This window comes from Streptomyces sp. NPDC048636 (assembly GCF_040650655.1).
Classification (GTDB): Bacteria; Actinomycetota; Actinomycetes; order Streptomycetales; family Streptomycetaceae; genus Streptomyces.
In genome coordinates, this window is sequence record NZ_JBEZHR010000002.1 from 1014162 (window position 1) to 1038341 (window position 24180).

Annotated in this window: 21 protein-coding genes and 2 pseudogenes; 6 read left to right on the forward strand and 17 right to left on the reverse strand. The window is 68.5% G+C overall.

Going from position 1 to position 24180, the window contains the following annotated elements; genetic code table 11:
• Positions 1–16 precede the first annotated feature (16 nt).
• The 4 genes from AB0C66_RS10365 to AB0C66_RS10380 form a co-directional block, all read right to left on the reverse strand.
• On the reverse strand, positions 17–841 hold the full coding sequence (locus AB0C66_RS10365) for an SURF1 family protein (RefSeq protein ID WP_362435393.1): 825 nt from the start codon (positions 839–841) through the stop codon (positions 17–19).
• A gap of 121 nt (positions 842–962) precedes the next feature.
• On the reverse strand, positions 963–1196 hold the full coding sequence (locus tag AB0C66_RS10370; RefSeq protein ID WP_362435395.1) for a hypothetical protein: 234 nt from the start codon (positions 1194–1196) through the stop codon (positions 963–965).
• A 63-nt stretch (positions 1197–1259) separates the two neighbouring features.
• The gene (locus tag AB0C66_RS10375; RefSeq protein WP_362435397.1) at positions 1260–2255 is read right to left on the reverse strand and encodes a DEDDh family exonuclease; all 996 of its coding nucleotides are present in this window, start codon (positions 2253–2255) and stop codon (positions 1260–1262) included.
• A 146-nt stretch (positions 2256–2401) separates the two neighbouring features.
• The gene (locus AB0C66_RS10380; protein ID WP_362435400.1) at positions 2402–3955 is read right to left on the reverse strand and encodes a S8 family serine peptidase; all 1554 of its coding nucleotides are present in this window, start codon (positions 3953–3955) and stop codon (positions 2402–2404) included.
• A gap of 586 nt (positions 3956–4541) precedes the next feature.
• Between AB0C66_RS10380 and AB0C66_RS10385 the strand changes: the two genes are divergently transcribed.
• From AB0C66_RS10385 to moaA, 3 genes are all read left to right on the forward strand, one after another.
• Positions 4542–4898: a DUF485 domain-containing protein gene (locus AB0C66_RS10385; RefSeq protein WP_362435402.1), complete on the forward strand. Its 357-nt coding sequence runs from the start codon at positions 4542–4544 to the stop codon at positions 4896–4898.
• On the forward strand, positions 4895–6520 hold the full coding sequence (locus AB0C66_RS10390) for a cation acetate symporter (RefSeq protein WP_362435404.1): 1626 nt from the start codon (positions 4895–4897) through the stop codon (positions 6518–6520). Before AB0C66_RS10385 ends, AB0C66_RS10390 begins: the two co-directional genes overlap by 4 nt.
• A gap of 180 nt (positions 6521–6700) precedes the next feature.
• Positions 6701–7690, forward strand: a complete 990-nt coding sequence (gene moaA, locus AB0C66_RS10395) for a GTP 3',8-cyclase MoaA (protein ID WP_362435407.1) — start codon at positions 6701–6703, stop codon at positions 7688–7690.
• 40 nt (positions 7691–7730) lie between these two features.
• Here moaA and AB0C66_RS10400 read toward each other — a convergent pair whose 3' ends face one another.
• Both AB0C66_RS10400 and AB0C66_RS10405 read right to left on the reverse strand, forming a co-directional pair.
• Positions 7731–7967: a hypothetical protein gene (locus tag AB0C66_RS10400; protein ID WP_362435410.1), complete on the reverse strand. Its 237-nt coding sequence runs from the start codon at positions 7965–7967 to the stop codon at positions 7731–7733.
• 193 nt (positions 7968–8160) lie between these two features.
• Positions 8161–8565 (reverse strand): DUF3099 domain-containing protein, encoded by a 405-nt coding sequence (locus tag AB0C66_RS10405; RefSeq protein ID WP_362435659.1) that lies wholly within the window; start codon positions 8563–8565, stop codon positions 8161–8163.
• Positions 8566–8777: 212 nt separating this feature from the next.
• Between AB0C66_RS10405 and AB0C66_RS10410 the strand changes: the two genes are divergently transcribed.
• Positions 8778–9059, forward strand: coding sequence for a GlsB/YeaQ/YmgE family stress response membrane protein (locus AB0C66_RS10410; RefSeq protein ID WP_362435412.1), 282 nt, complete (start codon positions 8778–8780; stop codon positions 9057–9059).
• Positions 9060–9183: 124 nt separating this feature from the next.
• Here AB0C66_RS10410 and tyrS read toward each other — a convergent pair whose 3' ends face one another.
• From tyrS to AB0C66_RS10465, 11 genes and pseudogenes are all read right to left on the reverse strand, one after another.
• The gene (gene tyrS / locus AB0C66_RS10415; RefSeq protein WP_362435414.1) at positions 9184–10602 is read right to left on the reverse strand and encodes a tyrosine--tRNA ligase; all 1419 of its coding nucleotides are present in this window, start codon (positions 10600–10602) and stop codon (positions 9184–9186) included.
• 58 nt (positions 10603–10660) lie between these two features.
• Positions 10661–12082, reverse strand: coding sequence for a metallopeptidase TldD-related protein (locus AB0C66_RS10420; protein ID WP_362435417.1), 1422 nt, complete (start codon positions 12080–12082; stop codon positions 10661–10663).
• Positions 12079–13620: a TldD/PmbA family protein gene (locus tag AB0C66_RS10425; RefSeq protein ID WP_362435419.1), complete on the reverse strand. Its 1542-nt coding sequence runs from the start codon at positions 13618–13620 to the stop codon at positions 12079–12081. The genes AB0C66_RS10420 and AB0C66_RS10425 overlap by 4 nt, the downstream gene beginning before the upstream one ends.
• 235 nt (positions 13621–13855) lie before the next feature.
• Complete coding sequence (locus AB0C66_RS10430; protein WP_362435421.1) at positions 13856–14287, reverse strand: hypothetical protein; 432 nt, start codon at positions 14285–14287, stop codon at positions 13856–13858.
• A gap of 297 nt (positions 14288–14584) precedes the next feature.
• Positions 14585–15017 (reverse strand): annotated as a pseudogene (locus AB0C66_RS10435) (RHS repeat protein); the annotation flags it as partial.
• Between the two features lie 96 nt (positions 15018–15113).
• A complete protein-coding gene (locus AB0C66_RS10440; RefSeq protein WP_362435424.1) occupies positions 15114–15479 on the reverse strand; it encodes a hypothetical protein in 366 nt (121 codons plus the stop codon).
• Positions 15480–15832: 353 nt separating this feature from the next.
• Positions 15833–16186 (reverse strand): annotated as a pseudogene (locus tag AB0C66_RS10445) (RHS repeat-associated core domain-containing protein); the annotation flags it as partial.
• Positions 16187–16438: 252 nt separating this feature from the next.
• Positions 16439–16681, reverse strand: a complete 243-nt coding sequence (locus tag AB0C66_RS10450) for a hypothetical protein (RefSeq protein ID WP_362435426.1) — start codon at positions 16679–16681, stop codon at positions 16439–16441.
• A gap of 339 nt (positions 16682–17020) precedes the next feature.
• On the reverse strand, positions 17021–21475 hold the full coding sequence (locus tag AB0C66_RS10455) for a putative T7SS-secreted protein (RefSeq protein WP_362435428.1): 4455 nt from the start codon (positions 21473–21475) through the stop codon (positions 17021–17023).
• On the reverse strand, positions 21475–21996 hold the full coding sequence (locus AB0C66_RS10460) for a hypothetical protein (protein WP_362435431.1): 522 nt from the start codon (positions 21994–21996) through the stop codon (positions 21475–21477). Before AB0C66_RS10460 ends, AB0C66_RS10455 begins: the two co-directional genes overlap by 1 nt.
• Positions 21983–22339 carry an SseB family protein gene (locus AB0C66_RS10465; protein ID WP_362435433.1) on the reverse strand — a complete coding sequence of 119 codons (357 nt, stop codon included), beginning with the start codon at positions 22337–22339 and terminating at the stop codon, positions 21983–21985. Before AB0C66_RS10465 ends, AB0C66_RS10460 begins: the two co-directional genes overlap by 14 nt.
• A 319-nt stretch (positions 22340–22658) precedes the next feature.
• On the opposite strand from AB0C66_RS10465, the gene fabG reads away from it, so the two are divergent.
• Positions 22659–23363, forward strand: coding sequence for a 3-oxoacyl-[acyl-carrier-protein] reductase (gene fabG, locus AB0C66_RS10470; RefSeq protein WP_362435436.1), 705 nt, complete (start codon positions 22659–22661; stop codon positions 23361–23363).
• Positions 23364–23368: 5 nt separating this feature from the next.
• A complete protein-coding gene (fabI, locus tag AB0C66_RS10475; protein WP_362435439.1) occupies positions 23369–24139 on the forward strand; it encodes an enoyl-ACP reductase FabI in 771 nt (256 codons plus the stop codon).
• Positions 24140–24180: the final 41 nt, after the last annotated feature.

Sequence of the window (24180 nt, forward strand, 5' to 3'; positions counted from 1 at the left end):
CCCGGGAAGCGGAAAGCTACTCCGCGCCCGCGGCGGCCGGGACCTTCTCCTGGGTGGCGGGGGCGGTTTCGGCGGCGCGGTCCTTGCGCTCGCGGCGGACCAGGACGAACCAGCCGACGGGCACCCCGGCCGCGAACAGCCACCACTGGATCGCGTAGGCCATGTGCGGGCCGATGCTGCTGTGGTCCGGCGCGGCCACCGGCTCGGGCTGTTTGCCGCCCTTGGCGGAGCCCTTGGTGCCCTTGACGGAGAAGGCGGTCAGCTCGACATAGCCACCGAGCACCGGCCGGGGCAGCTTCTCGGCCTGCCGCTCGCTGTTGATCAGGCTGACCTGCCGGGCGGGCAGCCCGCGCTTGTCCTTGATCCCGCTGACCGCGGTGGTCTCATCGGCCTTGAGCCGGCCGGTGACGGTCACCTCGCCCGAGGGGGCGGCCGGGACCTTGGGGTACCGGGTGAGGTCGGTGCCCGCCGGGATCCAGCCGCGGTTGACCAGGACGGCCTTGTTCCCGGGCAGGGTCAGCGGAGTGAGGACGAAGTAGCCGATGGACTGCTCGTCGGAGCCGGTGCGCTGGCGGACCACGACCTCATGGGCGGTGTCATAGGTACCGGTGGCGCGCACGGTGCGCCAGGTGTCCTCGCGGGGCACGGTGCGCCCGGGGGAGGTGAGGCTGGTGACGGGCACCGCGCGGGCCTTCAGGTTGTCCCCGATCAGCTGGTTCTGCGCGACCCGGTGCTCATGGCGGTGGAGCTGCCAGAACCCCAGCCGGACCATGGTGGGGATCAGCACGAGCCCTACCAGCGTGAGGATCACCCACTGCCGGGTCAACAGAAAGCGGTACACGCCCTTGACCCTACTCGGCGTGGATTGTCCCCCGGCCGGTGGGGGCACCGGACGACAATCCACGCGGGTGGCCCGGTTCGGACAGCCGCCCGTCCGGATCGCGGTCCGGTGCGGACGGGCCTCATACGTGGTCGACGATGCCCACCTTCCCCTCCGCGCGGGCGCAGTGCGCACCGCAGTAGAAGTTGCCGTCGGCCTCCACGCCCTGCCCGATGATCTGGCAGCGGCAGTGCTCGCAGACGGGTGCCATGCGGTGGATGGCGCAGGAGAAGCAGTCGAAGACGTGGACGGCGCCCTGCGCGTGCACCTCGAACGTCATGCCGTAGTCGTTTCCACAGACCTCACAACGTGCCATGCGGCACAGCGTGCGGCGCGGCGCGATGACGGGCGAGCGGCGGGCGGGCGCGTCGCGCCTACTTCACCTGTTTGTCGGCGGTGCGGGAGTGACGTCCTGGAGGAGCTGCATAAAGGCCGCCTCGTCGATGACCGGGGTGCCGAAGGAGCGGGCCTTGGTGGTCTTGGAGGTGGCCGACTCCGGGTCGTTGGTGACCAGCACGCTGGTGAGCCGGGACACACTGGTGGCCACATGCAGCCCGGCGTCCACGGCCCGGTCCTCCAGCAGCTCGCGGTCGACCGAGGTGTCCCCGGAGAACGCCACCCGCATCCCCTGCACCAGCGCGCCGCCCGGCTCATAGCGCCCCGGGTTGGGGTACGGGCAGGCCGGCCGCTTACGGCTGGGGCGCCAGCTCGTCGGCCGGTACGCACGCTGGTGGCCGATCCCGCCCGACGGTCCGTCGGACCACTCGGTCAGCGGCTGACAGGCCAGCAGGGGCAGCCGCAGCCCTGCCGCGGCGGCCAGATGGAGGCTCGGCCGGAACGCCTCGGCGAGCACCCGGGCGTCGTCCAGCGCGTGGTGGGCGCGCTCCTGCACCACCCCGTAGTGCGCGGCCAGCGACTCCAGTTTGTGGTTGGCCAGCGGCAGCCCCAGCTCCTTGGAGAGGGCGATGGTGCACAGCCGCTGCCGCACCGGCGCCGCGCTCTTGGCACGGGCGTACTCACGGGACAGCATCGACCAGTCGAAGACGGCGTTGTGCGCGACCAGGACCCGGCCGTCCAGCCGTTCGGCGAGCGCGTCGGCGATCTCCGGGAAGAGCGGGGCGTCGGCCAGCATGTCCCGGGTCAGCCCGTGGATCCACACCGGACCGGGATCGCGCCGCGGATTGACCAGGGTGTACCAGTGGTCCTCCACGGTGCCCCGGGCGTCCAGCCGGTAGACCGCGGCGGACACGATCCGGTCGTCGCGGGCGAGCCCGGTGGTCTCGACGTCGACGACCGCGTACCCCTGCGGATAACCGGGCGGCCACGACGACGGCGGTGCGAGCTGCGGTGCGGCTTCCGTGGGGTCCTCGAGCATGGTCATTGAGGATACGGGCCGGTGCCGACAGCCCTGACCAACGCCCCCGCACCGGTAAGCCGGGTACCCGGGTTGACGGTCCGTCGGACGGGCCGCCGGGCGCTGACGCGCACCCGGCGGCCCGTACGGACCGTGGTGTCAGACCGTCACTTCCGGACGGCGTCCAGGGCGTCGGCGATACCCGCGCCGTAGAAGCCGTTGTACCGCTTGTCGCCCTCGCACACCGCGTCGACCGTGCCGTCGCCGTCGATGTCGTACGGGGTCGGGCAGGCGGTGTCATCGGCCTGGTGGGCCAGGAGCGACTTCACCTGCCGGGCCGAGGCGTGCGGGTGGGTGCTCTTGATGAGGGCCGCGACCCCCGCGACATGCGGGGAGGCCATCGAGGTGCCCGCCATGTAGCCGTACTTGCCGCCGGGCAGCGTGTTGTAGATGAGGCCGCTGGTGGCCGGGGGCGCGGGCTTCTGGTAGGCGGTGCTGTCGCCGCCCGGGGCCGCGATGTCGACAACCCCCAGACCGTAGTTGGAGAACGAGGACTTCAGCCCCTTGGCACCGGTCGACGACACGGTGACCACACCCGGCAGCTGGGTCGGGATGTCCAGGCAGACGCTCGGGTCCACATCGCGGTCACCGGGGGTGGTGTCGTTCGGGCTGGAGGGGTCGGTGATGGAGTCCGCGGTGAGGTCGTAGTTCTCGTTGCCCGCCGCGGCCACGTTGACCACGCCCTTGTGCTCCGCGTAACGGGTGGCCCGGGTGATGGCGTCGACCAGCGCCTTCTGGTCCGGGTCGGTGGTGCAGTTGAAGTACCACGGGTCGGTGTAATAGCTGTTGTTGGTGACGTCCACCCCGTGCTCGGCGGCCCAGACGAAGCCGCAGACCACGGCCTCGGTGTAGAAGAACCCGGCGGTGGTGGACACCTTGATACCGGAGACCTTGACGCCCGGGGCGACACCGGTGACCCCGACGCCGTTCTTCGCGGCGGCGATCTCACCGGCGACATGGGTGCCGTGCGGGCTCTCCTCCGCGCTCGGCCGCCAGGCCCCGTCGGAGGTGTCCGGCTTGCCGCCCACGCAGTTGACCGAAGCCTTGCGGTCGAAGTTGGGCGCGAGGTCGGGGTGGGTGTCGTCCACTCCGGTGTCGATGACGCCGACGGTCACCTTCGGGCTGCCCAGGCTCTTCTCATGCGCCTTGTCCGCCTTGATCGCCGGCAGGTCCCACTGGAGCGGCTCCAGCGGGTCCTGACCCGCCGTGGCCTTGGCCGCCGCGGCCTTCTCCTCACGCTCGGTCAGCACCTGCGGGGTCCCCACATCGGTGGTGGACTGCGCGGTCAGCGGCGCGGTGCGGGTGGCACCGGCCGAGGCGACACCGCGGACCGTGCGCATGGTCTTGGCGAAGTCGGGGTTGGCGGAGTGGGCGACGATCACGCCGATCCGGTCGTAGGTGACCACCACGGTGCCCCCGGCCTCGGCGATGGCCTTGCGGACGCGGGACGAATCGTGGTGCCCCGGGCGGGTGTTGACGACATAGCTCATCGACGGACCGTCGGCGGCGGCCGGGGCCGCGGCCGGGGCCGCGGCCGGGGCGTGGCCGTCCCGCCCGAGGGCGTTGGCGGTGGCCGGGAGGAAGGCCAGCGCGGTGGTGAGGGCCATGGCGGCGGGTATCGCGGCGGTTCGCAGCGGCAGGGAGGAGCGGCGCGGCGTCATGGGTACTCCGGTTCTCTGTGAGCGGACGTGGATGGAGGAGCGGGCGGACCAGGCCGGATCGTCAGCATTTCCGGACCGGTGTCGCGGGCGCGCGTTCAGCGCGCCACCCGGGGGACGCGGGTGCGCCCGGTGTGAACCGTGGCCCGGTGCGCCGGGCCCGTCGCCTCGGTGCCCCGGTGCGCCGCGCGGCACGGGGCGAGGCCGTGGAGGGAGGTGGTGGTGCGGATGCGGTGGTGCGACGGCGACGGGCGCTGTCCGGCCCGCCGTCCGGGTCTGGGAGGAGCCGATCTCAGATGAGCCATGGGGTCTCCACATCATCCGTACGGACCGCCCGGCGCGGATGGTGCGCTGGGCGGGTACATGACGAAGGAAGCTATCGCTGATCAAGCGTGGCCATCAATGCGTTCCGGAAGAAAACCCGCCACAGTACCCGGAGCCGCAGGCTCCGCGATTTCTCCGCCACCTTTCAATCGCGTCTCTTCTCCGTCTTTCAACCACCCGGACCCTGTCGGATGGCTCGAGGGCGCCCTACCATGCGTGATCTGCGTCACCATTGCCGCCATACCCGTCCCCACCAGGAGAGACCGTGGATACCGCACCGGCCAGCGATCGCCCCGGCGACCAGCGGCAGAAAGATCACCCGTCCTACACCGAGGTGCAGACGAGTGCGGAGTTCGGTGAACTGCGCGGTGCTCACCGCTCGTTCGCCTTCCCGCTCACCGTCGCGTTCATCAGCTGGTACCTGCTCTACGTACTGCTGTCGAACTACGCGGGCGGCTTCATGGGCACCAAGGTGGTGGGCAACATCAATGTGGCCCTGGTGTTCGGGCTCGCCCAGTTCCTGACCACCTTCCTGATCGCCTGGTGGTACTCCCGGCATGCCGCGGCCAAGCTCGATCCGCGCGCCGAGGCGATCAAGGCTCGTCTGGAGGGTGAGGCATGAGCGCTCCGACTTACCTTCTGGCCGCCGAGTCGGCTTCGGACAACCGGCCGTTGATCATCACGCTGTTCACGGTGTTCGTGCTGGCCACCCTCGCCATCACGGTGTGGGCGGGCCGCCAGACCAAGGACGCCAACGACTTCTACGCGGGTGGCCGTCAGTTCTCCGGTTTCCAGAACGGGCTCGCGATCTCCGGCGACTACATGTCCGCCGCGTCCTTCCTGGGCATCGCCGGGGCCATCGCCCTGGCCGGATACGACGGCTTCCTGTACTCGATCGGCTTCCTCGTGGCCTGGCTGGTGGCGCTGCTGCTGGTCGCCGAGCCCTTGCGCAACTCCGGCCGGTACACGATGGGTGATGTTCTGGCCTATCGGATGCGTCAGCGTCCGGTGCGTACTGCCGCGGGTGCTTCGACCATCGTGGTGTCGATCTTCTATCTGCTGGCGCAGATGGCGGGTGCGGGTGTGCTGGTCTCGCTGTTGTTGGGCATCACCAGTGAGGCGGGGAAGATCCTGATCGTCGTTCTGGTCGGTGTGGTGATGATCCTTTATGTCTCCATCGGCGGGATGAAGGGCACTACCTGGGTGCAGATGGTCAAGGCCGTGCTGCTGATCGCGGGCACCTTGCTGATCACCTTCCTGGTGCTGCTGAAGTTCCACTTCAACGTCTCCGATCTGCTGGGCGAGGCGGCGAAGAACAGTGGTCTGGGCAAGGAGTTCCTGGAGCCGGGGCAGAAGTACGGTCTGAACGCGACCAGCAAGCTGGACTTCATCTCCCTCGGTATCGCGCTGGTGCTGGGCACCGCCGGGCTGCCGCATATCCTCATCCGCTTCTACACGGTGCCCACGGCCAAGGCGGCGCGGAAGTCGGTGAACTGGGCGATCGGTATCATCGGCGGTTTCTATCTGATGACCATCGCGCTGGGTTTCGGCGCTGCCGCTCTGCTGAAGCGTGAGGACATCATCGCCTCGAACAAGGCGGGCAATACGGCGGCGCCGCTGCTGGCGGAGGAGATCGGTGGTGGGGCGGATTCGACCGGGGGCGCGATCCTGCTGGCGGTGATCTCCGCGGTGGCGTTCGCGACCATCCTCGCGGTGGTCGCCGGGCTCACCCTGGCCTCCTCGTCGTCCTTCGCCCATGACCTGTATGCCAATGTGATCCGTAAGGGGCAGGCGTCGCAGAAGGAGGAGATCTCGGCGGCCCGCTGGGCGACTGTGGGTATCGGCATCGTCGCCGTGGTCCTGGGGGTCTTCGCGCGAGATCTGAACGTGGCGGGTCTGGTGGCGCTCGCCTTCGCCGTCGCCGCGTCGGCGAACCTTCCGACGATCCTGTACAGCCTGTTCTGGAAACGGTTCACCACCCAGGGCGCCCTGTGGTCGATCTACGGCGGTCTGGTCTCCTCGGTGTTCCTGGTGCTGTTCTCGCCGGTCGTCTCCGGCAAGGAGACGTCGATGTTCCCGGACGTCGACTTCCACTGGTTCCCGCTGGAGAACCCGGGGCTGATCTCGATCCCGCTGGGCTTCCTGCTCGGCTGGCTGGGCACCATGGTTTCCAAGGAGGAGCCGGACGTGAAGAAGTACGCGGAGCTGGAGGTCCGCTCCCTCACCGGATACGGCGCCCACTGACCGCCTCGTACCAGCCCGGCTCCTATGGGCGCCGGGCTCGTACCGGCCCGGCGGCCCCTCCACGGTCCGTGCCCGGCCCTTTGCGGTACCGGGGAAACCGGATCGTCACAGCCGTCGCGTACGCTGCGGGACAATTGACGTAGTGCCCGCACGCATACGAACAGTGGAGGGGTCGCCGCCATGCTGATCGACACTTACGGTCGCGTCGCCACCGACCTGCGTGTCTCCCTGACCGACCGATGCAATCTGCGCTGCACCTACTGCATGCCCGAAGAGGGCCTCCAGTGGCTCGCCAAGCCCGATCTGCTCACCGACGACGAGATCGTCCGGCTGATCGGGATCGCGGTGACCGAGCTGGGCGTCACCGAGGTCCGCTTCACCGGGGGCGAGCCGCTGCTGCGCCCGGGGCTGGTCTCCCTCGTCGAGCGCTGCGCCGCCCTCGCCCCACGCCCCCAGATGTCGCTCACCACCAATGGCGTCGGCCTGGAGCGGACCGCGGAGGCGCTGCGCGACGCGGGCCTGGACCGGGTCAACGTCTCCCTCGACACCCTGCGCCCGGAGGTCTTCCAGGCGCTGACCCGCCGCAAGCGCCACGGTGATGTGCTGCGTGGGCTGGAGGCGGCCCACGCCGCCGGGCTCACCCCGGTCAAGGTCAATACGGTGCTGATGCCCGGCCTCAACGAGGACGAGGCCCCCGACCTGCTCGCCTGGGCCCTGGAGCACGGTTACGAACTGCGGTTCATCGAGCAGATGCCGCTGGACGCCCAGCACGGCTGGAAGCGCGACGGCATGATCACCGCCGGGGACATCCTGACCAGTCTGCGCACCCGCTTCACCCTCACCCCGGAGGACGGCGGGGAGCGCGGCTCGGCGCCCGCCGAGCGCTGGCTCGTCGACGGCGGACCCGCTCGCGTCGGCGTCATCGCCTCCGTCACCCGCCCGTTCTGCCGGGCCTGCGACCGCACCCGGCTGACCGCCGACGGACAGGTGCGCACCTGTCTCTTCGCCCGCGAGGAGTCCGATCTGCGCGGCGCGCTGCGCTCCGGCGCCCCGGACGAGGAGATCGCCGAGCTGTGGCGGGTGGCGATGTGGGGCAAGAAGGCGGGCTCCGGACTGGACGACCCGTCGTTCCTCCAGCCGGACCGGCCGATGTCGGCGATCGGCGGCTGAGCCGCCGCGCCCCGTGATCGTGGTCGGTCGCCCGCCCGGATCAGCGTTCGGCGGCCGACCACTCCTCGAGCGTCACCACGTCCTTGAGGAAGCCCCGCATCCCGAGGAACTGCGAGAGGTGCTCCCGGTGCTCCTCGCAGGCAAGCCAGGTCTTGCGCCGCTCCGGGGTGTGGATCTTCGGATTGTTCCAGGCCAGCACCCAGACCGCCGGGGCGCGGCAGCCCTTGGCGGAGCAGATCACGGCATCGTCTTCGGCGGGGGTCTCGCGGGTGTTCACACCGCAGACTCTACGGAAACCGCCACGGACATGGCGACGCCGGGCAGCCACGGGGGGAGCCGCCCGGCGTCGGTCCGTCGCTCCGACGGGGGATGCGGAGCGCGTACGCAGTATGTCACGAGGGATGGGGCGCGGTGCACCGGAACTGCGCGATTGATCTGAGGTTTTGCTGAGTATACGGAAACACGGCAGGTCAGCCGTGTCCCCCGCGTCCATCCTCGCTGGTATGTCCGACGTCTTCCGGGACGGATTCCGCCTCCGGGCCGTCCGAGGGCTCCTGCTGCGGACCGTCATGGTGCGGAGCGGACACCAGCATCGGCCGCTGCGGCGGTGTGATGAAGCTGGTCGGCAGGGAAGTGGCGTTCTCCCGGCCCGCGTTGGCGATGACCACCGCGATATACGGCAGCACCACGCCCAGTACCAGCGCCACGATGGCCACATGGCGCTCCACGTTCCACAGCACCGCTGCCAGTACGACGGAGACGGTGCGCACGGACATCGAGATCACATAGCGCCGCTGCCGGCCGCGCACATCGTCGGCCAGCCCCTGGCGGGCACCGGTGATCCGGAAGACTTCCGCACCGCCCTGCTTCCGCATCACGTTCCACCACCTGATCGAGGAGCAGGCACCCCCGCTCTGGGACGTACCCCACGTTACGCCGCGCGGGCCCGGGGTTCGAGACCGGGGCACCCCGATGGGTGGCCACTCGATTACGCCATGACATGACCGCGACGCTCCAACGTGCGCCGTAGCGGAAACGGTCGAACACTGGAGAGAAATGGGCATCCCCCACCGCGTCAGGAGGCGACATGAACTGGCTGTGGGCGATCGTCGTGGGCATCATTCTTGGTGTGCTTGCCAGGGCGATCCTGCCGGGGAAACAGGCCATCCCCCTGTGGCTGACCTGTCTCTACGGCATTCTCGGGGCCATCGTGGGCAACGCGGTGGCCGGATGGATCGGGGTCAGACATACCGGAGGCTTCGACTGGATCCGGCATCTGCTCCAACTGGCCGGGGCTGTGGTCATCGTCGCCCTCGGTACCCCGTTGTGGCAGACCATCCGCCATGGCGGGAAACGGGAGCGGGCTTAGGGCCGTCGGCCCGTCCGCCTGAGCCGCGACGGCCGGTGCGCATGGTGGATGCGCACCGGCCGCCGCCACGGTTCGTCCCCGGCCGATGGCCGTGGGTTCTCTACCCGAGCTCGGCCCCGACCGCTCACAGCCCCTGGATGTGGGCGATCTTCCGTCCGGCCTTGAGGTACACGGCGCCGGAGCCCGCGGTGAGCCCGGCCGCCGCCAGGGTCTCCGCGACCACCTCGGCCAGCGGCCGCACCGCCTGGGCCTCGGGCAGCACCACCGACTCCTGGCCGCCCTCGGTCTCCACCACCAGCCGCAGCCCGTTCTGCTTGGCGACCCGGCGGGCGGCCGAGGCGCTGGGCTGGAACTCCAGCACCTTGCTCAGCACGGTCGCGACGGTCTCCGCGCCATGCTCGGCGGCGTCGACCACCGGCAGGGCGCCCACATCCGCGAAGCTCTTCTTGGAGAACTGGGCGACAAAACCCGCACGCGCCTTCATGGCCGCCTCGACGCCGTACAGCGCCGCGACCACCTCGCCCGCCAGGACCTTCTTCAGATCCATCGGGTGCAGCGAACGGTCCTCCACCCGGGCGGCCGCGGCGGCGATCTCCGCGTCCGTCCACTCCGTCCACGCCTCCAGGTACGGCTTCATCAGCCGGTCCGGAATCGACATGATCTTGCCGAAGACATCGTCGGCGGTCGCGGTCAGCGCCACGTAGTTGCCCTTGGACTTGGACATCTTGGCGCCGGTGCCGTCGGTGCCCTCGATCAGCGGCATGGTGACGACCAGCTGCGGGGTCTGGCCGCGCAGCTCCATCAGCTTGCGCCCCATCTGGAGGTTGAGCAGCTGGTCGGCGCCGCCGAGCTCGACATCGCACTCCAGCGCCACCGAGTCCAGCGCCTGCGCGATGGGGTACAGCAGCTCGGACATGGTCAGCCCGGAGCCCGCGGCCAGCCGGTTGCGGAAGTCCTCGCGCTGGAGCAGCTGGGAGACCGGCACCTGGGCGAGGAGGGTCAGCAGCTCCGGGAAGGTGAACGGCGCCAGCCACTCGCTGTTCTGCCGGAAGCTGACCTTCTCGAAGTCGAAGAAGGGCCGCACCTGCTGCTGGTAGCCCGCGAGGTTGCGCGCGATGTCCTCGTCGGTCAGCGGCGGACGCTCCGCCGTACGGCCCGACGGGTCCCCGATCTTGGCCGTGAAGTCACCGATCAGCAGGGTGACGTCATGGCCCATCCGCTGGAAACGGCTGAGGATGATCATCGGCACGACATGGCCGAGGTGCACATCGGCGGCAGTCGGGTCGATGCCCAGCTTGATCCCCAGCCCCTTGCCCCCGGCCCGCCGCCGCTCGATACGGTCGGCCAGCTCGGCCACGCCCGGCAGCACCTCGACCGTACGGGACGCGATCAGCTCGGCCTGGTCCTTCGGCGACAGGTCCGTCAGATCCAGATAGCGCCGCGAGCCGGTCTCCGCGAGCAGCCGCTCGACGGTGCTGTCGGAGGAGAGGTCCTGGCTGAGGAGCTCGCTGGCGCGGGCGACGGATTCGCCGAGGCGTGTCATGGGGTTCCTGAAGGAGTCATGGAGGGACGGATGGGCGGGGACCAGTGTATTCGGCCGATCACACGCCCTTGCTGACGGAGCTCATATTGAAGTCCGGGATCCGCAGCGCGGGCATCGCGGCCCGGGTGAACCAGTCGCCCCACTCACGCGGCAGGGTGCGCTCGGTACGGCCCGCCTCGGTGGCACGGGAGAGCAGGTCCACCGGCGACTCGTTGAACCGGAAGTTGTTCACCTCGCCGACCACCTCACCGTCCTCGACCAGATAGACCCCGTCCCGGGTCAGCCCGGTCAGCAGCAGGGTGGCCGGATCGACCTCCCGGATGTACCACAGACAGGTCAGCAGCAGGGCCGGGCCCTGACCGCCGGTGGCCGCGACCATCTCCTCCAGCGAACGGCTGCCGTCCGCCTCCAGGATCAGATTGTCGACCGCCGGGGCCGGCGGCAGCCCGGTGAGCCCGGCCGAGTGCCGGGTGGTGAGCAGCTGGTTGAGCACCCCGTCCCGCAGCCAGTCGGTGGCCGAAAGACGGAGACCGTTGTCGAAGACCGACGCGTCATCGCCCGACGAGTGCGCGATCACGAACGGCGCCGCCTCCAGACCCGGCGCCAGCGGATCGCTGCGCAGCGTCATCGGCAGCGCGGACAGCTTCTCGCCGACCCGGGTGCCGCCGCCGGGACGGCTGAAGACCGTACGGCCCTCCGCCGCGTCCCGCGCCGAGGACGACCACAGCTGGTAGACCAGCAGATCCGCCACGGCGGACGGCGGCAGCAGCGTCTCGTAACGGCCCGCCGGAAGCTCCACCCGCCGCTCGGCCCAGGCCAGCCGCCCGGCCAGCTCGGCGTCGATCGCGGCCGGATCCACATCGGTGAAGTCACGGGTGGCGCGCCCGGCCCACGCCGAGCGCGGCCCGCCGCCGTCGGCCGCCGGGGACTTGGCGTTGATCTCGAGGGTGCCGGTCGGCTGGTCATGGCGCAGCCGCAGCCCGGTGGAGGTGCCCAGATAGGTCGAGACGACCTCGTGGTGGGCGAAGCCGTACAGCTCCCGGCCGCCCGCCCGGGCCCGTGCGAAGGAGTCGCCGAGGGCGGGCGCGAAGGCCGCGAACACCTCGGAGGAGGTCTCGGCGGGGGAGTCGGTGAACCCGGGGGAGTCCGGGACCGAGGCGTCCCGGCCGACCAGCGGCTGGGCGTCCTCGGCCGGGCCCGCGTCCCGGGCCGCCGCCTCCGCCGCCCGGACCAGCGGCTCCAGCTCATCCGCGGTCACGGCGGACCGGGACACCACACCCGAGGCGGTGCCCTGTGCGCCGTCCACGGTCGCCACCACGGTCAGCGAACGGCCGCGGGTGACACCGTTGGTGGTCAGCGCGTTGCCCGCCCAGCGCAGATGGGCGGTGGACGTCTCGTCCGCGATCACCACACAGCCGTCCGCGCGTGACAGCTCCAGGGCACGTTCGACGATCTCGTACGGCTTGTACGACGTGGTCATCGCCCGGCCTCCTGTGTGGTGTTGAGGATGTTGACGCCGCGGAACAGCGCGGACGGGCAGCCGTGCGAAACCGCCGCCACCTGTCCCGGCTGGGCCTTGCCGCAGTTGAAGGCACCGTGCAGTACATAGGTCTGCGGACCGCCGACGGCCGCCATCGACCCCCAGAAGTCCGTGGTGGTGGCCTGGTACGCGAAGTCGCGTACCTGCCCGGCCAGCTCGCCGTTGCGGACGCGGTACGCCCGCTGCGCCGTGAACTGGAAGTTGTAGCGCTGCATATCGATCGACCATGAGCGATCGCCGACCAGATAGAGGCCGTTCTCGACATCGCCGATCAGATCCCCGGTCGACGGGCCGCCCTCGGCCGCCGGTCGCAGCGACACATTGGCCATCCGCTGCACCGGCACATGGCTCGGCGAATCGGCGTACGCACAGCCGTTGGACCGCTCGAACCCGGTCAGCCGGGCGATCCGGCGGTCCAGCTGATAGCCCACGAGCGTGCCGTCCCGCACCAGGTCCCAGGACTGCGCGGCCACGCCCTCGTCGTCATAGCCGGTCGTGGCAAGCCCGTGCTCGGCCGTCCGGTCACCGGTGACGTTCATGATCTCCGAGCCGTAGACCAGCTTGCCCAGCTGGTCGAAAGTGGCGAACGAGGTCCCCGCGTACGCCGCCTCGTAGCCCAGCGCCCGGTCCAGCTCGGTGGCGTGGCCGATCGACTCATGGATCGTCAGCCAGAGATTGGACGGATCGATCACCAGGTCGTACGACCCGGGCTCGACCGACGGCGCCCGCATCTTCTCGGCCAACAGTGTTGGCATCTCGGCCAGCTCCGCGTCCCAGTCCCAGACCCCGGCGCCGGCCCCGGTCCCGCTCAGATACTCCCAGCCGCGGCCCACCGGCGGGGCCGTGGTGCGCATCGAGTCGAACTCACCGGTCTGCGGATCCACCGCGAACGCGGTCAGCTGCGGATGCAGTCGTACCCGCTGCTGGGTGGTCGTGGTGCCCGCGGTGTCCGCGTAGAACTTGTTGTCCTGGACGGTCAGCAGCGAGGCGTCCGCGTGTGACACCCCCTCGGCCGCCAGCAGCCGCTCGCTCCACTCGGCCAGCAGCCCGGTCTTCTCCGTGTCCGGCACGTCGAAGGGGTTGACCTCGTAGGACGAGACCCACGTCTTGTCGGCGTGCACCGGCTCGTCGGCCAACTCCACGCGCTCGTCCGACCCGGCCGCCTCGATCACCTTGGCCGACAGCTTGGCCATGGCCACCGCGCGGGAGGCCACCTTCGCGGCCGCGTCCATGGTCAGATCCACCCCGGACGCGAACCCCCAGGCCCCGCCGTGCACCACCCGCACCGCGTATCCCACGTCGGTGGTGTCCGAGGACCCGGCGGGCCGGGCATCCCGCAACCGCCAGGACGCGCTGCGCACCCGCTCGAACCGAAAGTCGGCATGCGCGGCGCCCAGCGCCCGGGCCCGGGCGAGGGCCGCGTCCGCGAGTGCCCTGAGCGGCAGCGCGAGGAAGGACGGATCAATCTCGTGCGCCACGGGCGACTCCCCTTCGTCGGTGTACGTCCGGTTGGTTGGTGTCCGTGGGCAGTGAACCATGCCGAGACCTCACTGACGGCCCCACTTCCGGCCGGGCGGGGAGTGAGGCACCCTCCAGCGGTGTGATCCGCAAGCTTAAGAGGCAGGCGCCCCCGACCCATGGCTGCGCGTCTTTCCTCTCCTCGGTCGTGCGGGTCGTCAGTAGTGTCCGGAGAGTCTCCGCGATGCCTGCGCCCTACCTCAAAGAGATGGCAGATCGCGGATCATCGATGTCGACTCTGATATTCACTACGGACGTTGAGGTGAAGGTGGCGACATTGTTGGTCAACTGGATCTGATCGAATGGATTTGAATCCATGAAGAAGATCGCCCACATAAGTGCGCGTTGAGCCGTCAAGCGGCAGACGAATCCCTCGGATCCATGAGAGCCCTCACCGCCCCATAGCAGCCCCATTTCTCTGAGATCTACCTCGATAAGCCCGTCAACCGAAGATGTCCATGAGGGATCTTCGGCGAGCAATGCATTCAGGTCGAGGGGAGCGAGCACGGTGAGTCCGCTCGGCGTTTCGGGGTCAAGGGCGATGTCGTAGGAGCTTCCGTCGGGGAAGTGCAGTGCGTCCCTGAGGGGGAGTTCAAAGTCTTTCCACAGTTCCGTGATCGAGGTCATTTCCCCTTCTTGCACTTGTTCCGTACGTGATCGGGCCTGTCGTTCAGCCCCGTTGCGGGTACCGGCTCACCCAGTTCATTCCTGTTCCGTGCTGAATTCATGCGCCTTCGGAATTGCTGTGCCCACGTTCGTCCAGTCGTCCGAATCGGGGTGGATGGCGTCCGGGTCGACGCGCTCGATGGCCACCGGTCGTCCGACTTCACGTGCTGCATCAAGTCTCCGGTTGTCGTACGATACCAATTGGCCGTCTACTTCGATGACCCTCAAGGCTGCTCCAGGTCGTTGCCAGTCCCAAGGGAAGTAGTTGTAGTGGAGGCCGGTTTCGGGGTCGGCGTATTGGCCGGGGAAGCGGAGTCACCGGGGCGATGAGTTCGGTCGGGGTGCCGACCAGGTCCGTGACGATCGCGTGGAAGCGGGTGTCGTACTCGGTTCCGGCCAGCTTCGACGTCGTCGTCTGGGCTATCGGCTGGTGGGTGCCGGGAGCGTAGTCCCACGTCGTGGTCTGGCCGTCGGACGTGGTCTGTTCGGCCAGGCGCGTGCCGTCCCAGGTGAATTCGATCCGCTCCGCCACTGTGTCGTCCGCCGCGAGGCGGTGTTTGGCGGTGCGGCGGCCCAGGGGGTCGTAGGTGTAGCGCCAGCGGGCGCCGTCCGGGGTGGTGGCCTGGGTGAGGCGGTCTTCCGCGTTCCAGGTGTAGGTCCAGGTGCGGCGCTGGCCGTTGAGGAGGCGGCGGGAGTCGAAGCAACGACGGGGGTCAGCCCAGACGGGGAGCCATCAAGGGCGCGGCTCGTCCTCCATGCGCCCTGGCGGGCCTCGATTGTTGGCGTATTAGCGCCCCGAGAACAACATCGGGTCCACCAGGCGGAACCTGGGGGAGACGACGGCCCTGAGTTCACACGTGAAGCCAGGAACATCCACCTGCACAATGATGCCGCGCTCATCGTCTCGCGAGTACAGGAGGATCCGATCCACCTGTTCACGGTAGATATCGACTTCGCATTCCCCCATCGACTCCTTGGTCAAGCGTACAGACCGTGCCCCGATGTCGAAGCTAAGTGCCACAAGGCCCTCGGAGTCGCCTACCGGAGTCTCGACTCGCAAGACATCACGGTCGTATTCCGTAGGCTCAGGGGCCGATCCCAGCACTTCAATGAAATCCAGATCCTCTGGAACTTCCATGATGCTATTTGCCATAGCCTCTCCCTCCGACAGGGATTATTGTAGTGAGACGCAAGCCATTGTCGGTCATCTCATAGTTGGCGCGAATGAGGAGGGCGCCGCGGGGTCCGTAAAGGAGCGACTCTGTCCGCATGTTCGTGAGTCCAGACTTCGGATTCACGTAAGTCTCCACAACTCCGCTCCTTATCGCCTCATTGAAGTGCTCGGTCAGAACTTCGCGCCCCGCGACGTTATCGCGGATGCCGATTGACTCCAGTTGGTACGCGTTCTGAGCCGACCTTGCCGCGTTGTGAGGAATCGACACGCCCGAAGAAATAGTCCCACTTGCCATCGTCGATGGTCACGCCACGGTGACTATTGCCATTTTGAGGATCCCCTGCTTCGCAGTCTGGTGCAAGGCCGAGGGGATCAGCCCATGTGCGAGGGTTGTAAATAAAAGACGCTGGGTTGGGGGCAGGATCGAGTCCCGACGGATCCGGCGAGGCGTAGCGAGCGGTTTCGGGGTCGTAGTGGCGGAAGTAGTTGTAGTGGAGGCCGGTTTCGGGGTCGGCGTATTGGCCGGGGAAGCGGAGGGGGCAGGTCACCTTCGAGGTGGACGGCGGGGTGGGGAGGGGGGTGCCCCAGAGGGTGGTGCGGGGGTGCCAGGCCAGGGTGCCGTCGGGGGCGATGAGTTCGGTGGGGGTGCCGACCAGGTCCGTCACGATCGCATGGAAGCGGGTGTCGTACTCGGTTCCGGCGAGCTTCGACGTCGTCGTCTGGGCTATCGCGGACGGTCGGGGCCGGTGACAGTCGGCCCGCACCCCTGAGCGCTCCGTTTACTCCCTTGTTGCCGCTGTGGTGAGGTGCGTGGATCAATTGCGCGTACCGGGGGCATGAACGCTGGGCGGCTATCGCCTAACTAGACTTCGGGGCTCGTTGCGTGGGTGTCGTCGAAGCCGCCGGAGGTCGGGTTCCCATTTTAAGATCTGCCATCGTTATGGGAGATATTTGTCGAGCCAGCTCCATTCAGGTCCGATACCCATAAGAATGCGCAGACCGTTTTTCAGGCAGGCGTCGAGCGTGATGTCGTCGCGGCGGACGGGGTCTTCTCCAAGCGGGCCACCTGATGCCACGAAAGTCCAAGGGCTTCCGCCCTCTCGTAGCCGCTCGCCGTCACATTTGACAAGGACCGTCACGCCAGTTTGAGTCAACTCCTGCATCAGATTCTGAACGTTCATTCTTTTCTTCCTTGGTGGTGATCCATGTGGAGACGTTCCCGCAGACCTCGAAGTCGACCAGCGTCGATCGAACGTGACTTCGTGGTCACGGCAGGTACTTGTTAACCCAACTCCATTCGGAGCCGATCTCCGCGAGAATTATTAGGCTATTTGTCAGACAGGCGTCGAGTGTGATGCCTTCGCCACGCACGGGGTTGCCCCTCAGGGGGCCGCCCGTTACTGCAAGAGTCCACGGCCCTTTCCCCTCTTTCGAGTGTTCGCCGTTACATGTGAGCAGGACAGAGGCGCCGGTTCGAGCCAACTCCTGCATGAGGTTCTGAATATTCAATTTAGTACCCTTTAGTACCCTCTGAGGAGTTTAGTGATTGCGTCGACTCCACGTACCTCACCCTTTGAGACCTGACTGACGATACTCCACAACTCGGCATGGGACGGCCCCGTAGTCACGTTGTTCCGCTTCATGAGCGCTTCGACAACCTCCACAGTGGTGCGCTTGTTTCCGTTGTCGTACATGTGATTTCCGGCAAGGTCGCGTATCATTACTGCGCTCTTCTGCCAAAAGCCTTCATATCGGCTTACGTTGAGCATTGTATTCTCGGGGGTTCCTCCGCCTTCGCGAGGGGCTACGCCGCCGTGGCTTCTGTTTATTCTTTCAATCTCGTCTGGTGTCACTGGGTTTTTGAAGCCGCCACTCAGGTCACAGCCTTCCAGTCCGAGTCGGTCGGCCCACGAGAAGGGATTGTGGACGTAGCTGGAAGGATTGGGGGCCGGGGCGAGGCCTAGGGGGTCGGGAGAGGTGTAGCGGGCGGTTTCGGGGTCGTAGTGGCGGAAGTAGTTGTAGTGGAGGCCGGTTTCGGGGTCGGCGTATTGGCCGGGGAAGCGGAGGGGGCAGGTCACCTTCGAGGTGGACGGCGGGGTGGGGAGGGGGGTGCCCCAGAGGGTGGTGCGGGGGTGCCAGGCCAGGGTGCCGTCGGGGGCGATCAGTTCGGTGGGGGTGCCGACCAGGTCCGTCACGATCGCATGGAAGCGGGTGTCGTACTCGGTTCCGGCCAGCTTCGACGTCGTCGTCTGGGATATCGGCCGGTGGGTGCCGGGAGCGTAGTCCCACGTCGTGGTCTGGCCGTCGGACGTGGTCTGTTCGGCCAGGCGCGTGCCGTCCCACGTGAATTCGATCCGCTCCGCCACTGTGTCGTCCGCCGCGAGGCGGTGTTTGGCGGTGCGGCGGCCCAGGGGGTCGTAGGTGTAGCGCCAGCGGGCGCCGTCCGGGGTGGTGGCCCGGGTGAGGCGGTCTTCCGCGTTCCAGGTGTAGGTCCAGGTGCGGCGCTGGCCGTTGAGGAGGCGGCGGGTGCGCCGGATCAGACGGCCCTGGGCGTCGTGCTCGTAGGTCGTGCGATTGCCGTCGCCGCCCGCGCCGCGGATGAGGGTGCCGCTGAACTCGCGCGGGCCGGGGGAGGGATGCCGGGGAGCCTCGGCCGCCGTGAGGTTGCCCGCGGTGTCGTAGGCGTAGGTCTCGGTCCAGCCGTTGGCGTGGACTGCGGTGACCCGGCCGACGGGGTCGAGGTCGAAGGTCCGCGTGCCCGAGGTGAGTTCGCGGATCTCGGTGAGGTGGTCGTCCGGCCGGTAGCCGTACGCGCGGTGCTGGATGGGGGCGTCGGCCGGGCCGGTGACGGTCTGGGCCGTCATACGGTCCAGGTCGTCCCACACCTGCGTAAGCGTCACATCCGCGCCGAAGGTGCGGGACGTCTCACGGCCCGCCGCGTCGTAGCCGAAGCGAAGAGAGTTGTCCGCGGTGGTGAGGGACGCCGGACGGGATGCCGCGTCGTGGGTCCATCGCGAGCGCGCACCGGCCGGGGTGGTGCGCTCGGTGCGGTTGCCCGCCGCGTCGTACACGTAGGCCGTCGTACGACCGTCCACCGTCTCGGTCAGGATCCGGCCGACGGCGTCGTAGCCGCGGGTCAGCTCCGTGTCCGGGTTCGTCGCCCGCGTCAGACGGCCCGCGGCGTCGTAGGCGAACCTCGTCTCGGTGTCGTCGGTGCGCGTGGCGATCGCGCGGCCCAAGGTGTCGCGCGTGTAGGTGAGGGTTTCGCCCGCGCCGTTGGTGCGGGATATCAGGTGGCCCGCTTCGTCGTGGGCGTAGGTGAGGGTGCGGCCGTTGAAGTCGGTTTCGGAGGTGAGCTGTCCGGCGCCGTCGTAGGTGTAGGTCCAGGTCAGGCCCTGGGAGTTGGTGACCTGGGTCAGCCGTAGCTGGGTGTCGTAGGTGAAGCCGTACTCCGCCCCGTCCGGCTCCGTCCGCGTCGCCGGGAGGTCGAAGTGGGTGTGGGTGTGGCGGGTGGTGTTGCCCGCCGGGTCGGTGTGTTCGAGGAGGTTGCCCTCGGCGTCCCAGGTCCAGGATTCCCGGCTGCCGTCGGGGCGGGTGCGCCAGGAGGGCCTGCCCTCGATGGTCCAGCCCTGACGGGTGATATGGCCCAGGGGGTCGGTGATGCGGGTGATACGGCCGTGGGTGCCCCGGCGCACAGTGGTCGTATTGCCCAGGGCGTCGGTGACCTCGACCGGCAGGCCCGCCTCATTGCACGCGACGCGAGTGGTGTGGCCGAGCGCGTCGGTGACGGAGGTCAGATTGCCCGACTCGTCATAGGTGTAGTGGGTGTCCGCGCCCGACGGGTCCGTTGTCCTGGTGCGGTTGCCCCGCTCGTCGTACGCGTGGCGCCATATGGTGCCGTCCGGTTCGCACACCTCCAGCGGCAGGCCGTACGCGTCATAGGTGGCGGTGGCCACCGTGCCGTCCGGGCGGTCGATGCGTATCAGATGGCCGGAGTCGTCGTAGGCGTACCGCGTCGTGTGGCCCAGCGGGTCGGTCACCGACAGTGGCAGGCGGCGGCCCTCGGGATCCCACTCGGTGTGGGTGGTGTGGCCCAGGGCGTCGGTGCGGGCCAGCGTGCGGTAGACGTTGTCGAAGACGTAGGTGACGCGGTGGCCGAGGGAGTCGGTGTAGACGGTGGTGCGGGCGGCCGCGTCGTAGTGGAAGCGGCCGGTCATCATGTCGTCCGAGCCGATGGTGCGCAGTACGCGGCCGCGGTGGTCGTAGACGTAACCGAAGCTGGTGCCGTTGCGGTCGGTCCAGGACGTGATGCGGTGCTGGTCGTCGTAGGTGAACCGCATCGGTTCTTCGGTGGAGTTGAAGACTTCGGTGAGGTCTCCGGCGCCGTTGTAGCCGAAGGAGACCAGGGTGGTGCCCGTCTCGGTGTCGCCGACCCCCAGCAGCCGCAGCGCGGTGATGCGCAGCAGCTCCGGGTCGGTGTCGATGGCGATGCGGTAGCCGCCGGAGTGCACCACCTCCAGCGGAGTGCCCTCCTCGTCGTAGGCGAAGGTGAGGGAGCGGCCGTTGCGGTCCTCGATCAGCTTCAGGGGGAGTTCGTTGCCCTCCGTGCCGTCCAGGGGCGCGAAGTGGAGGGTGCGGGACCGCTCGGGGATGGCGATCCGCATGGTGCCGCCCACCGTGCCGTCCCAGCGCAGCGGCCACCGCGGACCCCGCACCGGGTAGGTGTCCTCGTCGGGGCGGGGGATCGGATAGCGCAGCACCATACCGTCGGCCGCGACGAACACGATCCCGTCCGCGTCCAGTTCCAGGCGCTGGTCGAGGGTGGCGGCCCAGGTGCGGCCGAACCAGCCGCCGCAGGTGTGGCCGGAGACGAAGGCGCGCTCCAGTACCAGCGGCAGTGCTCCGGGCAGGGACACATCCGTGGCAGGCATGACCATCTCGCCGGTGGCGACGTCGACCGGGTCGTCCTCATAGTCCCGGTCGTGGGTCTCACCGTCGTGGCTGCCGTGGCTGTTCGCCCGGTCGTGCGCCTCGCCGTCCCGGCCGAGCGCCTTCCTCCGCGCGGCCAGGCGGCTGGCTGCCTCCTTGCCCGTCTTCAGACCCCTGCGCAGCGCGCTCGCGCCGCCGGTGGCCAGGGCCAGCAGCAGTGACGGGGTGATCTCACCCGCCGCCCGCAGCGGGTCCTTGGACCACTTCTCCCAGTCGGTGACCGCCTTGGCGAACTCCTTGGGATGCTGCACCGCGTACGCCGCGCCGTCCGCCATGCCCGCCAACTGCATCGAGAAGGCGTTCAGATCGCCCTTGACCAGCGAGGCGGGCAGCTCGGCGATGCCGAGGATGCCGTGGTGGGCCTTCCACAACCCGTCCTTGAGGCTGTCCCCGAGCTTGTGCCAGTTGTTCGGCTTGTCCGGAGCCTTCCCCGCCGCCTTGTCGACCTTCTTCTTCGACGCGTCGACGACCAGCTGAAGCTCCTCGATCAGCTTGTCCAGCCGCTCGACACAGTGCTCCATCGCGGAGACGCCGGGATCGGTCTCCGAGGGACGGTCCGGCAACTGTTCATCGCCGCGCTTGACCGCGTCGTTGTAGGTCTCGACCTTCTTGTTGTGCGCCTTGGACGTCGCCCGCGCCGCGTCCGCGTCATCGATGATCGGCTGACACCGCTTCTGCACCGACCGCAGCTTGGTCGCGTACGTGGCCAGCGCACTGGCCGCGTGCGTGAACTCATCGTGCCCCGACGTCAGTTCCTTCGGCAGCCGGTCGACCGCCTTTCGGAACTCACCCGCGCCCAGGCCCTGCCAGGCGTCCGCGCGCAACGGCCGCAGTTTGTCCTTACCGTCCTGGAAGGCACCCGCATAGGCACGCAGCTCGACCACCAGGTCATCGATATCGCCCGGATTTCCAGGGATCAGATCCTTGGGCTTGGCCCCCTCCGGTATCCGTACCTGCGGCGTCCGCCCCGCGTCCGTATCCCCCATCAGGACTCGTCCCCGTATTCCCGCTGTATCTGGTCCACCATCTTCTGCAGGCCCGAACTCTCCGGACGCTTCTCCATCTCCGGTGCGCCCACATGCTCCCAGGACCACTTGGCCGTCGCGCCCTGCGGGAGTTTGGCCATATTCGCGTCCGACGGCCAGAAGTCCTTCACCCGCAGCAGATCCGCCAGCATGTACCCGGCGATGGCCTCATACAGCCGCTCCACCACCACATCCGCGTGATCCGCCAGCTCGCCCATGCCAAAGCCCCACGCCTTGATGAACGCCTTGCCCGACGACAGGAGTTCGGGCGCGCCGCAGTGCTGGAGGTAGGCCGAAAGCTTCTCCTGCCCGTTCTTCACCGCCCGCGCCCCGACCACCGACTCCTCCAGCGGGAGGATCACGCTCTGCACCGAAGCGATCTCGATCTTGTAGCCGTCGGCACCCTCGTTACCGCCGTACTTACCGTGCTCACCACCCTCGGAAGGAGCACGGTTCACATCCCGCGCGTCAGGATCCCCCATGGCCCTCCCCTTCCTCCTGGCCTTCCTCCTGGCCGTCCGCCGCCTCGCGCAGCGCCGCCGCGTCCAGCAGGAAGGGACGCTCACCCAGCGGGTCCACGAACGCCCGCACACCCTCCGGCAACAGCCCCACCAGGTCCTCGGCCGTCGTCGACGCCCAGGAGCAGGCGCCCGCGAAGAGCGCGAGACCCTCGAGAGTGGTGAACACCGGCACCACCGGGCCCGCCTCCGCCGTCTCCGAGACCAGGAAGCCCGGCTTCTCCGGACGCTGGAAGTGCAGACGAGCCGTGCGCAGCGCCGCCCACTTCTCCCGCTCGGACATCCCCGCGGCGGTCTCCCGGCGCACCAGATCCGCCAGTGTTTCCCCGCCGCCTCGACCCGGCGGACGGTGATTCCCTCCCCCAAACATGCGGGCCATCTTCACACAGATGATCGACACCTTCGGTAACCGACACGCCGCTCTTCGCAGTCGCCGCGCGGGAAAGCGGCATGCGCGCGGCGAGGGCGCTGTGCTCCGGGGCCTTCTGTAGGAAGTCGACAGCGACCGGGTTGCGGCCCTGTGCGTGATCGATTCTCCGAAGCGGCTCCGGGCCCGATAGTTTTTCTGCACAAGGGTCGGCACATGCGTGGCGTCCAGTACGACATCAACAAGAGAAGGTGGTCCCTTGAGCCGCTCGGTTCTCGTCACCGGAGGCAACCGCGGCATCGGCCTCGCCATCGCCCGTGCCTTCGCCGACGCAGGCGACAAGGTCGCCATCACCTACCGGTCCGGTGAGCCGCCCGCCGGTTTCCTGGCGGTGAAGTGCGACATCACCGAGCCGGAGCAGGTCGAGCAGGCGTACAAGGAGATCGAGGAGAAGCACGGCCCGGTCGAGGTCCTGATCGCCAACGCCGGGATCACCCGCGACCAGCTGCTGATGCGCATGTCGGAGGAGGACTTCTCCGCCGTCCTCGACACCAACCTCACCGGCACCTTCCGGGTGGTCAAGCGGGCCAACCGCGGCATGCTGCGCGCCCGTAAGGGCCGTGTGGTGCTGATCTCCTCGGTCGTCGGACTGCTGGGCGCCGCGGGGCAGGCCAATTACGCGGCGTCCAAGGCGGGCCTGGTGGGCTTCGCCCGCTCCCTCGCCCGTGAGCTGGGCTCGCGCAACATCACCTTCAATGTGGTCGCGCCCGGATTCATCGACACCGACATGACGCGCGCGCTGAACGACGAGCAGCGCGAGGGCATCGTGCAGCAGGTGCCGCTCGCCCGCTACGGACAGCCCGAGGAGATCGCCGCGGCGGTCCGCTTCCTGGCCTCCGACGAGGCCGCGTACATCACTGGAGCCGTCATCCCTGTCGACGGCGGATTGGGCATGGGTCACTGAACGTCATGAGTGGAATTCTCGCCGGTAAGCGCATCCTGGTCACGGGCGTCATCACCGAGTCGTCCATCGCCTTCCACGCCGCCAAGCTGGCCCAGGAGGAGGGCGCCGAGGTCATCCTCACCGGCTTCGGCCGGGTCTCCCTCGTCGAGCGGATCGCCAAGCGGCTGCCCAAGCCCGCCCCGGTGATCGAGCTGGATGTGCAGAACCAGGAGCAGCTGGACGGGCTGGCCGACAAGGTGCGCGAGCACCTCGGCGAGGGCGTCGACCTCGACGGTGTGGTGCACTCCATCGCCTTCGGCCCCCAGGGCGCCTTCAACTTCCTCGAGGGCAGCTGGGAGGACGTCTCCACCGCGGTGCACGTCTCGGCGTACAGCCTCAAGTCGCTCACCACGGCCTGTCTGCCGGTGATGCCGCGCGGCGGCTCGATCGTCGGGCTGACCTTCGACGCGCAGTTCGCCTGGCCGAAGTACGACTGGATGGGTGTCGCCAAGGCCGCGCTGGAGTCGACCAGCCGCTACCTCGCCCGTGACCTGGGCGAGCGGAACGTGCGCTGCAACCTGGTCTCGGCCGGGCCCATCAAGTCCATGGCCGCGAAGTCCATCCCGGGCTTCGAGGAGCTGGCGGACGTGTGGAACCACCGGGCCCCGATCGGCTGGGACCTCACCGACCCCGAGCCCGCCGGGCGCGGTGTCGTCGCCCTGCTGTCGGACTGGTTCCCGCGCACCACGGGCGAGATCGTGCATGTCGACGGCGGTGTGCACATGATGGGCGCCTGAGCCCGTCCACAGCCGTAAACGGTACGACGGCCGCCGCCTCG